Below are 10,577 nucleotides of genomic sequence, written 5' to 3'. Positions count from 1 at the left end.
GCGCTCGGCCGGGCCGCGGCCGCCCTGCTGAGCCGGCGCCTGCGGTCCGGCGACACACTGGGATTCACCTGGGGGCCCGAGACCATCGCAGTGGCCCGCTCGCTCCCTTCCGGGGTGGCGACGTGCGCGACCATCGTCCAGCTCGACGGGTCGGTCACCACCAGCGCCTACCAGACGGGCACCGAATACGTGCTGGGCCGTTGCGCCGAGCAACTCCGCGCACGCCCCCTGCGGCTGCCCACTCCCCTGTACGCCGATCCGGGCACCGTCGCGTCCATGCGCACCGACTCGGGCATCTCTCGAACCCTCGAGATCGGCCGCCGATCCGACGCGATGATGTTCGGCGTCGGGGCCGTCTCGACGTCCACCACGCTGTTCGAAGGCAGCTTCCTCGATACCGCCATGCTCGACACCCTCATCGAACTCGGGGCGGTCGGCGAGATCGGTGGCCGGTTCTTCCAGGCCGACGGCACGGCCGTCGTCGGCGACCTCGAGGCCCGGACCATGTCGGTTCCCCTCGACGACATTCGCGCATGCCCCGCCACGATCCTCGTGACCGGTGGAGCCGCGAAACACCGCGCAGCACTGGGCGCACTGAGAGGAGGCTTCGCATCGATGTTGGTCTGTGACACCGCCTGCGCCGAATGGCTACTCCAGCAAGAACATTCCATCGACACGACACGGACGAGGTAGCACCGGAACGAGGTAGACAGCCGTGCACAACAGCAGAAGCACCACCCGCAGTCTCGTCGCAGCAACCGGAGTCCTGTGTTTGGCGCTCACGGGCTGCGCCGGCGCCGGATCTCTGGGCGCCTCCGACCAGACCGTCACCATCGCAATGGTCTCCAATTCGCAGATGCAGGACGCCCAGCAACTCTCGTCGCAGTTCGAGGCCGAGAACCCCGACATCGACCTGCGGTTCGTCACCCTGTCGGAAAACCAGGCACGCGCCAAGATCACCGCCTCGACCGCGATGGGCGGGGGGGAATTCGATGTCGTGATGATCAGCAACTACGAGACACCCCAGTGGGCCGAGTACGGCTGGTTGACGAATCTGACTCCGTACATCGAGGCCACCGAGGGATACGACCAGGACGACTTCATTCCCTCGATCAGAGAGGCCCTTTCGTACAACGGCGACATGTATTCGGTGCCGTTCTACGGCGAATCGTCGTTCCTGATGTACCGCCGCGACCTGTTCGAGGAAGCCGGCATCACGCTCTCGGACCCCCCGACGTGGACCGAAGTCGCCGACGCCGCCGCACAACTCGACAGCCCGGACATGAACGGAATCTGCCTGCGCGGCAAGCCGGGATGGGGTGAGTTGCTCGCCCCGCTCGACACCGTCATCAACACCTTCGGCGGACGCTGGTTCGACGAGGACTGGAACGCCCAGCTCGACAGCCCGGAAGTGCAGCGGGCCGTACAGTTCTACGTGGACCTGGTGCGGGAGCACGGCCAGCCCGGACCCGCGACGAGCGGATTCAGTGAATGCGCAACGCAACTCGCGCAGGGCCGCGTCGCGATGTGGTACGACTCGACCGCCGCGGTCTCCACTCTCGAAGATCCCAGCTCGAGCAACGTCGTCGGCAAGATCGGTTATGCGGCCGCTCCCGTCGAGATCAAGGCACCGTCCGGCTGGCTCTACAGCTGGTCGCTCGGTATTCCCGCGAGCAGCACCAATGCCGACGCTGCCTGGAAGTTCATCTCGTGGATGACCGACAAGGAGTACATGCGCACCGTCGGTGAAGCCTACGGCTGGGACCGCGTCCCGCCCGGCAGCCGGCTGTCGACGTACGAGATCCCCGAGTACGCCGAAGCATCCGCCGCGTACGGACCCATCACCCTCGAATCGATCCAGAGCGCCGACCAGTCCGATCCCACCGTCGACCCGGTGCCCTACACCGGAATCCAGTTCGTGGCGATCCCCGAATTCCAGGATCTCGGAACCCGGGTGAGCCAGCAGATCAGCGCCGCGATCGCCGGCCGTCAGACGGTCGCCGAGGCACTGGACCAAGCCCAGCTCTACGCCGAAGCCGTCGGCGCGACCTACCGGGAGGACCGATGACAGCCGTCGAGGTGCCGCAATCTGCACCGGATACCGCCGAGCGCATCCGCAGGGTGCGCGAGGCGAAGGAAGACAAGGTGTCGCGTGCCGAAGGCTGGCGCCGGCGCGGGCCACTGCTGCCCGCCCTGATCTTCATGATCGTGGTCACGCAGATCCCGTTCGTGTTCACCCTGTACTACTCGACGCTGTCCTGGAACCTGGTGAGTCCCGGTTCGCGCCGGTTCGTGGGGCTGCAGAACTACGTGGACGTCTTCCAGGACAGCCAGTTCTGGCAGGTCACGCTCAACACCGTGATCCTCATCGTCGGAACGGTGCTCATCTCCGTGATCATCGGGTTGCTGCTGGCGCTGCTGCTGGACCGGGCGTTCCTCGGCCGCGGCATCGCCCGTACCCTGCTCATCACGCCGTTCCTCGTCACTCCGGTTGCCGCCGCACTGGTGTGGAAGACATCGATGTTCGACCCCGTGTTCGGCATCGTGAACTTCGTCCTGTCCCCGTTCGGGGTCGGCCAGGTGGACTGGATCAGCCGTTATCCGCTGCCGTCTGTGATGGTGGCGCTCGTGTGGCAGTGGACGCCGTTCATGATGCTGCTGATCCTCGCCGGACTGCAATCCATGCCCCGCGACATCCTCGAGGCGGCGCGGGTCGACGGGGCGGGCGCCTTCGCACTGTTCCGCGAGCTGACGCTGCCGCACCTGCGCCGGTTCATCGAACTCGGTACCGTGCTCGGCGCGATCTACCTGGTCAACACCTTCGACGCGATCTACATGATGACGCAGGGCGGGCCGGGCACCGCGAGCGCCAACCTGCCCTTCTACATCTATCAGCGCGCGTTTCTCGGCTTCGACATCGGCCAGGCCGCCGCAATGGGTGTCGTCGTGGTGATCGGCACGATCGTCATCGCGACGTTCGCGCTGCGCCTGATCTTCAAATCGTTCACCGGTAAGGAGGAAGCGGCATGAGCACCACCGCTGCTGGTCCGCAGACATCGGACACCACCCTGCCCCCGGAGGGGGTCACTACCTCGGGTCGTAAACGCAAGTCGCGCAAGATGAACGCCTGGGGTGTGCTTGCATGGATCGCCGCGCTGGGATTCTTCTTCCCCGTGTTCTGGATGGTGCTCACGGCGTTCAAGCAGGAATCCGACGCGTACTCCGACCCACCGAAGTTCTTCTTCACCCCCACGCTGGACCAGTTCCGGGGCGTGTTCGAGACGGGGGTGGGCATCGCCCTGCTCAATTCGGCCTTCGCGACGCTCGTGTCGACGATTCTGGTGCTGCTTCTCGGTGTTCCGGCGGCGTTCGCGCTGTCGTTGCGACCGGTGCGGAAGACCCAGGACGCGCTGTTCTTCTTCATCAGTACGAAGATGCTGCCGATCGTCGCCGCCATCATCCCGCTGTACGTGATCGTTGCGAACATCGGACTGCTGGACAACATCTGGGCGTTGATCATCCTGTACACGTCGATGAACCTACCCATCGCGGTGTGGATGATGCGTTCGTTCTTCCTCGAGGTACCGGGTGAGCTCCTCGAAGCGGCCAGCATGGACGGCGCGAGCCTGTGGACGTCGGTACGCGAGGTGATCCTGCCACTGGTGTCTCCCGGTATCGCCGCCACCGCGCTGATCTGCGTGATCTTCTCGTGGAACGAATTCTTCTTCGCCGTCAATCTCACCGCCGTTCAAGCGCAGACGATTCCGGTGTTCCTGGTCGGTTTCATCACGGGTCAGGGCCTGTACTGGGCCCAGCTGTCGGCCGCCGCGACCATGGCCGCGCTGCCCGTCGTCCTCGCCGGCTGGATCGCGCAGAACAAACTCGTGCGCGGCCTGTCGTTCGGCGCCATCAAATAACAGACGTTCCCCGCTACTTCGAAGGACATTCGTCATGGCTGAAATCACCTACCGGAACGCGTCGTGCATCTACGAGAACTCCGATTCGCTGGCCGTGGACTCACTGAACCTCGACATCGAGGACGGGGAGTTCGTCGTCCTCGTCGGACCGTCCGGTTCCGGTAAGAGCACCGCGCTGCGGATGCTTGCGGGCCTCGAAGATATCGACGAGGGCTCCATCTCGATCGGCGGCCGGGACATGACCGGGGTGCCGTCCAAGGACCGCGACATCGCGATGGTCTTCCAGAACTACGCGCTGTATCCCAACAAGACGGTCGCCGAGAACATGGGCTTCGCCTTGAAGATGCGGGGCGTGGGCACCGAGGAGCGCCGACGCAAGGTCGAGGATGCCGCGAAGGTCCTCGACCTGACCGAGTTCCTCGACCGCAAACCCGGCAAGCTCTCCGGCGGGCAGCGGCAACGTGTCGCGATGGGCCGGGCCATCGTCCGTGAACCCCAGGTGTTCTGCATGGACGAACCGCTGTCCAACCTCGACGCGAAACTGCGCGTGCAGACCCGCACCGAGATCGCGGCGCTGCAGCGCCGGCTGGGCACCACCACCGTCTACGTCACCCACGATCAGGTGGAGGCGATGACGATGGGAGACCGGGTCGCGGTGCTCAAGAAGGGCCGGTTGCAACAGTTCTCGACACCCAACGAGCTGTACGACCGGCCCGCCAACGCGTTCGTCGCCGGATTCATCGGATCACCCGCCATGAACCTGCTCACCTCCCGGGTCGTCGACGACGGCATCGTGATCGGGGAGACGGTCGTTCCGGTCGAACGCGAACGGATCAGCGCCCTGCACGCCGCCGGAATCGACACGGTCACCGCCGGCATCCGGCCCGAACAGTTCGAGATCACCGAGGGCGAGGGTGTCGAGGCCGTTGTCGAACTCGTCGAGGAACTCGGCAGCGAGTCGTACGTGTACACGCGGATACCCAAGAGCGGCAATCAAGTGGTCGCCCGGTCGCTCACCCGCACCCCGGCACGGCTCGCCGACACCATCCGGCTGCGCAAGCGGGAAGGAACCGTGCACCTGTTCCACCCCGAGACCGGTGAACGAGTGGGCGACTGATCGGCGCTCCCGGCGTAGCATTCACTTCGCTTCATCCTTTCGCCCCGCCCGGGGCCGAACGGAGCGTCGATGAACGCACCCGATGTGCTCGACCTGGCGCGAGAGAACTTCCGGGAGCAGTCCTGGAAGGCTGCCCTCGACGGCTTCCGGCTGGCCGACGCACAGCGTGCGCTCGGAGCGGCCGACCTGGACCGGGCCGCGCGCTGCGCGTACCTGACCGGCAACGACGACGAGTGCATCCGCCTGCTCGAGCGCGCCTTCGCCGCGCACGCCGCCGAGGACCGAGCCGAGTCGGCGTGCGAAAGCGCGTTCTGGCTCGGGTTCACCCTGACGATGAACCGAGGCGAGGCCGCCCTGGCCGCCGGGTGGCTGGCCCGCGCCGAGCGGCTGCTCACCCCCGCACATCGGGCGGAACACGATCCGGTGTGCGCCGCGCACGGGCTGCTCATCCTGGCGCCGGCCATCGGCACCCTGCTGCAGGGCGACGCCGCTCGCGCCCTGCCTGCCCTCACCGAGGCCCACGGCATCGGTCTGGCATCCGGCCACCGCGACCTCACCGCGCTGAGCGGTCTCGGCGTCGGTCAGGCACGCATCCTGCTGGGCGACCCCGAGGCGGGTCTCACGATCCTCGACGAGGTCATGGTCTCGGTCACCACCGGCGAAGTCTCGCCGGTCGCCGCGGGGATCGTGTACTGCGCGGTGATCATCACCTGTCACGAGACCTACCAGCTGCGCCGCGCCGCGGAGTGGACGCGTGCGCTCGGCAACTGGTGCGATGCGCAGGTCGATCTCGTGCCGTTCCGCGGCCAGTGCCTGGTGCACCGCGCGGAGATGCTGCAACTGCGCGGCTCCTGGAAAGACGCGATGGAGCAGGCACGGTTCGCGTGCCGGATGTTGACGGAGCCGCCCGGGGGCCCCGCCGTCGGTATGGCCCTGTACGAGCTCGCCGAACTGCACCGGCTGCGCGGGGAGTTCGCCGCCGCCGAGACCGCGTACCGGCGCGCCGGTGGCTACGGACACGAGATCCAGCCCGGTCTGGCACGGCTGCGGCTCGCGCAGGGCGACCTCGGCGCCGCCCGTGCGGGCATCGAGCGGGCACTCGCCGAAACCGTTCCGCTGCTGCGTCCGCGCATGCTCGAAGCCTTGGTGGACATCGCACTGGCCGCGGGCGATGTCGCGTCCGCGCGATGCCGGGCGGACGAACTGGAGGTCCTGGCGCAGAAGTTCGAGGCGACCGCGCTCACCGCGATGGCTGCGCAGGCGCGGGGCGCGGTGGACCTCGCCGACGGCGACCCCTGCTCGGCCCTGCACAGTTTGCGCACCGCGTGGCGGCTGTGGCGGGATCTCGACGCGCCCTACCAGTGTGCCCAGGTCCGCGTCCTGCAGGGACACTGCTGCGCCGCACTCGACGACCACGAGGCAGCACGCATGGAGTTCGATTCGGCCACTGCAACTTTCCGGGAGCTCGGGGCGGAGCCCGACCTGCACAGGCTCCGACAGCTCACGCCGTCCCCGGGCACCTCGGCTCCTGCGGGTCTCACCGGCCGGGAGATCGAAGTGTTACGCGAGGTGGCCGGTGGCGGAACCAACCGGGAAGTCGCGGCCGCGCTGTTCCTCAGCGAGAAGACCGTGGCCCGGCATCTGAGCAACATCTTCACCAAACTCGGCGTCTCCTCACGTGCGGGCGCCACCGCCTACGCGTACGAGCATCACCTCGTCTGACCGGGACTACACAGAATTACCCAGGCGCTGAGACCCCGGCGGTCTGCACAGATCGCCCGATGCGACGGCGCCGCGGCCCGCCTTACCGTCGAGACATGTTCACAACACGTATTCCTTCCTCCGACTCCCCCACCGGCACCGAATACATCGACACCGTCGTGATCGGCGCGGGACAGGCCGGGCTGTCCGTCGGATACCACCTCGCCCGCAAGGGCCGCCGGTTCGTGATCGTCGACGCCCACTCCCGCATCGGTGACAACTGGCGCTGCCACTGGGATTCGCTGCGCCTGTACTCCCCTGCCGGCTACGACGGCCTGCCCGGCATGGCGTTCCCTGCACCGAAGCACTCGTTCCCGAGCAAGGACGAGGTGGCCGACTACCTCGAGGCCTACGCGGAGAGGTTCGACCTTCCGGTGCGCGGTTCGACGCGCGTGCGCAAGGTGTCCGAGGACGACGACCACTACGTGGTCGACTGCACCGACGCCGACGGTAGCCCGCGGCGGCTCGTCGCACGCAATGTGGTGGTCGCGGCCGGCACCTTCGGACGTACTCCCGCCCTGCCCGCGTTCGCATCGGAGCTGGATCCCGCGATCCGGCAACTGCACTCGAGCGAGTATCGCAACCCGACACAGCTGCAGGACGGTCCGGTGCTGGTGGTGGGCGCGTCGCACTCCGGCGGCGACATCGCGTTCGAGGTGGGCCGCACCCATCCGACCATCCTGTGTGGCCGCGACACCGGTCAGATTCCGGTGCCGCTGGAATCGCGCCGGATGCAACTGCTGTTCCCGATACTGTGGTTCGTGGCCGGGAGGGTCATGTCACTCCGCACCCCGATCGGCCGGAAGCTGCGCGAAGAGGAACGCAACCACGGCGCACCGCTCCTGCGGGTCAAACGACAGGATCTCGCGGCGCTCGGAGTCGAGCGTGTCACCGACCGCATGACCGGTGTAGTCGGCGGGCGCCCGGTCCTCGGCGACGGTCGTGTTGTCGACGTTGCGAACGTGGTGTGGTGCACCGGCTTCCGTCACGACTTCGGCTGGATCGACCTGCCGGTGACCGGACCGGACGGCTGGCCGCTCGAAGAGCGCGGCACGGTACCGACCGCCCCCGGTTTGTATTTCACCGGTCTGGCCTTCCAGTCGTCCTTCCGGTCGATGCTGGTCGGCGGCGCGGGCGCGGACGCACGAGCCGTCGTCGAGCACCTCGTTGCCCACCGTGTACCCGACAGGGTCGATGCCGTCGCCTGACCGATCGCTATGCTGCCCCGCATGACCAGTCGGGGCAGCACAGCCGCATCGTTCGTCACGTTCTCTGTCGTCGCTCTCGCGACCGCCACGGCCTGCGGCAGCACGGTCTCGGGCACCCCGACCGCAGCCGACGCCGCCGCGGCATCGTCGGCCCCGGTCACCACCACGGCGACAACGACCACGACCACAACCACCAAGACGCCGACGGCGCTGCCCGAGGTGGATGCCGCCGACTTCGCGGGCGTCCAGCCCGGGGTGTACTACTTCCTCTCGCAGAGCGGCAAGTTCGAGTGCGCCGTCCTCGTCCACACCGACGCGGTGGCCGGATGTCAGGGCGAGATGCCGGCGAACGCACCCCGTGTCCCCGGCAGCGGAGCGCCCGACGTGATGATCCCGGCGAACGTCGTGATGGTCGAGGCCGCCGGTGCCGCCGAATTCGTCAACATCGGTGACATCGCCTTCATGGACCCCAACCGGGGCGCCCGGACCCTGCCCTACGGTCGGGCACTGGAGGTAGGGCCGTTCACGTGTTCGATCGACGAAAGTTCCGGTGTCACATGCGAAACCGGTGAGCACGGGTTCACGGTGTCGGACCGCGCCTACGATCTCTGGTAACAGTCACCCCCGGGTGACAGTCACCCTCTGATGACAGTCATCGCGCGCGCACGTCCGAGCGTGACACCGGCATCATGAAGTCGCCGAGAGAGTCGCGTACCCACCACGCTCCCGTGGCCCTGTGCTCGGCGTGGGTGGTGTACCGGTAGCGGAACAGGCGGGCGCGGATACGCGCCGGCGGCTTGTCGGGAAACGGATTGTGCCGCAGAAGCTTCAGTGTGTCTCGATCGTTTTCGAGCAGTTTGCGCACGAAGCGGGGGAACCATCCGGCGGCGTAGTCGCGGGAGATCCCCGCGAACCACATCATCCAGTCGAGCCGCAAGTGATAGGGCGCGTACTGGCGGGGACGACGGTGCACATCGCCCGGCTTGCCCTTGAACTCGTACTCTCGCCATTCGGTGGCGGGAGTGGACACGGCATCGGCCGTGCCCTCGACGATCACCTCGCGACGCGTCCGCGTGACGGACCCGAACGCCCCGTAGGTGTTCACGAAATGCCACCGATTGAACGACGCGTTCATCGCCTGCCGGTGGGAAAGCATGTTGCGCACCGGCCAATAGCTGAGCACCGCCACGGCAGCGGTCAGCGACAGGACCGCCGCGACGAACGGTTCCGGCGTCGGCCCGTACTCCGCCATCGGAACAACGATCCATCCGTAGAACTCGTCCGGCAGCACCGACAAACCCAGCACGATGGTGATCCAGTTCAGCCACGCGAAGTTCCCGCTGAGCACGAGCCACAATTGCGTGACGATCATGATCCCCGCGGCGATGCCCGCCACCGGTTGCGGGGCGAACAACCCGAACGGCACCACGAGTTGCGTGAAGTGGTTCCCGGCCACCTCGATCCGGTGCAGGGGACGCGGCAGGTGGTGGAAGTGACGGCTGAACGGGCCGGGCATCGGCTGGGTCTCGTGGTGGTAGTACAGGCAGGTCAGGTCGCGCCAGCACCGGTCGCCGCGCCACTTGATCAATCCGGCACCGAACTCGAGCCGGAACAGCAACCAGCGCACCAGCAGCAGCACCGCGAACTGCGGGGATGTGTCCGCGTTGCCGAGGAAGATCGCGAGCACTCCCGCCTCGAGCAGCAGCGATTCCCAGCCGAACGAATACCAGACCTGCCCCACGTTGACGATCGACAGGTACAGCACCCACAGCGCGAACCACACGAGCATGCACGCGGCGAGGGGCAACTGCTCGGTGACTCCGACCAGCGTGAGCAATGCCAGGACGGCGCCCGCGGTCGCCACCGCAGCGAACAACCGGTCGGAGTACCGCCAGTGGAACAGACTCGGGGAGCGCCGGAACGGCACCGCACGGACGAACGCGGGCACCGGCAATATGCCGTGAGCACCGATCAGGGCGCGGAACTGCAGGAGAGCGGCCAGGAAGGCGACGAGGTAGATCGCGGCGAGTCCTCGGGTGACGAGTAGTCGCCCGATCGTGTAGCCGTCCGCGTCCAACCAGTCCATTGTCTACACCAGCATGCCGATCTCCCGGCGGAGTCCGCTCGCTCGCAACACCTGCCTGCCGACCCCGGCTCGCACGGCAGCTTCGGTACCGATGATCCGCACGTGCACGCGAGCCCGCGTGATCGCAGTGTAGAGGAGTTCGCGGGTGAGCAGCGCGGAATTCTCGTCGGGCAATACCACCGATACGGTGCCGTACTGGCTGCCCTGGCTGCGGTGAATGGTCATCGCGTAGACGGTCTGCACCGCCGAGAGGCGGCTCGGATGCAGCAGGAACGGTTCCCTGCCGCGCGCGAAGGCAGCGACGAGGTCGCCGTCGGCCCGGCGGACCACGACGCCGGTGTCGCCGTTGTAGATGCGCGTCTCGTGGTCGTTGGCCGTCACGAGCAGCGGCTGGCCCGGATACCAGCGGTCGGGATCGAGACGACGGCCGGTGCTCGTTCCGATCCATTCCATCGCCTGCCGCGCCCAGCGCTGCACGCCGTATGGAC

The 10,577-nt window shown here is 67.1% G+C and carries 10 protein-coding genes; 8 read left to right on the top strand and 2 right to left on the bottom strand.

The window, feature by feature from the left end:
- The 8 genes from Q8814_RS20925 to Q8814_RS20890 form a co-directional block, all read left to right on the top strand.
- Positions 1-693: sugar-binding transcriptional regulator (locus tag Q8814_RS20925; RefSeq protein WP_330153918.1), on the top strand; the 693-nt coding region annotated here is incomplete at its 5' end.
- Between the two features lie 22 nt (positions 694-715).
- The gene (locus Q8814_RS20920; protein WP_330153917.1) at positions 716-2,068 is read left to right on the top strand and encodes an ABC transporter substrate-binding protein; all 1,353 of its coding nucleotides are present in this window, start codon (positions 716-718) and stop codon (positions 2,066-2,068) included.
- A complete protein-coding gene (locus Q8814_RS20915) occupies positions 2,065-3,030 on the top strand; it encodes a carbohydrate ABC transporter permease (RefSeq protein ID WP_330153916.1) in 966 nt (321 codons plus the stop codon). Before Q8814_RS20920 ends, Q8814_RS20915 begins: the two co-directional genes overlap by 4 nt.
- Positions 3,027-3,917: a carbohydrate ABC transporter permease gene (locus Q8814_RS20910; RefSeq protein ID WP_330153915.1), complete on the top strand. Its 891-nt coding sequence runs from the start codon at positions 3,027-3,029 to the stop codon at positions 3,915-3,917. The genes Q8814_RS20915 and Q8814_RS20910 overlap by 4 nt, the downstream gene beginning before the upstream one ends.
- Positions 3,918-3,951: 34 nt before the next feature.
- The gene (locus tag Q8814_RS20905) at positions 3,952-5,034 is read left to right on the top strand and encodes an ABC transporter ATP-binding protein (protein ID WP_330153914.1); all 1,083 of its coding nucleotides are present in this window, start codon (positions 3,952-3,954) and stop codon (positions 5,032-5,034) included.
- A gap of 69 nt (positions 5,035-5,103) precedes the next feature.
- Entirely contained in the window at positions 5,104-6,756 is a 1,653-nt protein-coding gene (locus Q8814_RS20900; protein WP_330153913.1) for a LuxR C-terminal-related transcriptional regulator, read from the top strand.
- A gap of 95 nt (positions 6,757-6,851) precedes the next feature.
- Positions 6,852-8,003 (top strand): flavin-containing monooxygenase, encoded by a 1,152-nt coding sequence (locus Q8814_RS20895; protein ID WP_330153912.1) that lies wholly within the window; start codon positions 6,852-6,854, stop codon positions 8,001-8,003.
- 21 nt (positions 8,004-8,024) lie between these two features.
- Positions 8,025-8,618, top strand: a complete 594-nt coding sequence (locus Q8814_RS20890) for a hypothetical protein (protein WP_330153911.1) — start codon at positions 8,025-8,027, stop codon at positions 8,616-8,618.
- Between the two features lie 37 nt (positions 8,619-8,655).
- Here Q8814_RS20890 and Q8814_RS20885 read toward each other — a convergent pair whose 3' ends face one another.
- On the bottom strand, positions 8,656-10,089 hold the full coding sequence (locus Q8814_RS20885; RefSeq protein ID WP_330153910.1) for a lipase maturation factor family protein: 1,434 nt from the start codon (positions 10,087-10,089) through the stop codon (positions 8,656-8,658).
- Between the two features lie 3 nt (positions 10,090-10,092).
- Positions 10,093-10,577 (bottom strand): ATP-binding domain-containing protein (locus Q8814_RS20880; protein ID WP_330153909.1); only part of this gene is annotated, 485 nt, incomplete at its 5' end.

Source organism: Rhodococcus chondri, from assembly GCF_036327435.1.
Classification (GTDB): domain Bacteria; phylum Actinomycetota; class Actinomycetes; order Mycobacteriales; family Mycobacteriaceae; genus Rhodococcus; species Rhodococcus chondri.
The sequence above is the reverse complement of the archived record's forward strand: the minus strand, read 5'-3'. Positions and strand labels throughout refer to the sequence as shown.

What these genes read in the sequence shown, in the direction of transcription:
- Q8814_RS20915 (WP_330153916.1), top strand. Translation starts at nt 2,065, where the DNA reads ATGACAGCCGTCGAGGTGCCGCAATCTGCACCGGATACCGCCGAGCGC.
- Q8814_RS20910 (WP_330153915.1), top strand. Translation starts at nt 3,027, where the DNA reads ATGAGCACCACCGCTGCTGGTCCGCAGACATCGGACACCACCCTGCCC.
- Q8814_RS20905 (WP_330153914.1), top strand. Translation starts at nt 3,952, where the DNA reads ATGGCTGAAATCACCTACCGGAACGCGTCGTGCATCTACGAGAACTCC.
- Q8814_RS20900 (WP_330153913.1), top strand. Translation starts at nt 5,104, where the DNA reads ATGAACGCACCCGATGTGCTCGACCTGGCGCGAGAGAACTTCCGGGAG.
- Q8814_RS20895 (WP_330153912.1), top strand. Translation starts at nt 6,852, where the DNA reads ATGTTCACAACACGTATTCCTTCCTCCGACTCCCCCACCGGCACCGAA.
- Q8814_RS20890 (WP_330153911.1), top strand. Translation starts at nt 8,025, where the DNA reads ATGACCAGTCGGGGCAGCACAGCCGCATCGTTCGTCACGTTCTCTGTC.
- Q8814_RS20885 (WP_330153910.1), bottom strand. Translation starts at nt 10,089, where the DNA reads ATGGACTGGTTGGACGCGGACGGCTACACGATCGGGCGACTACTCGTC.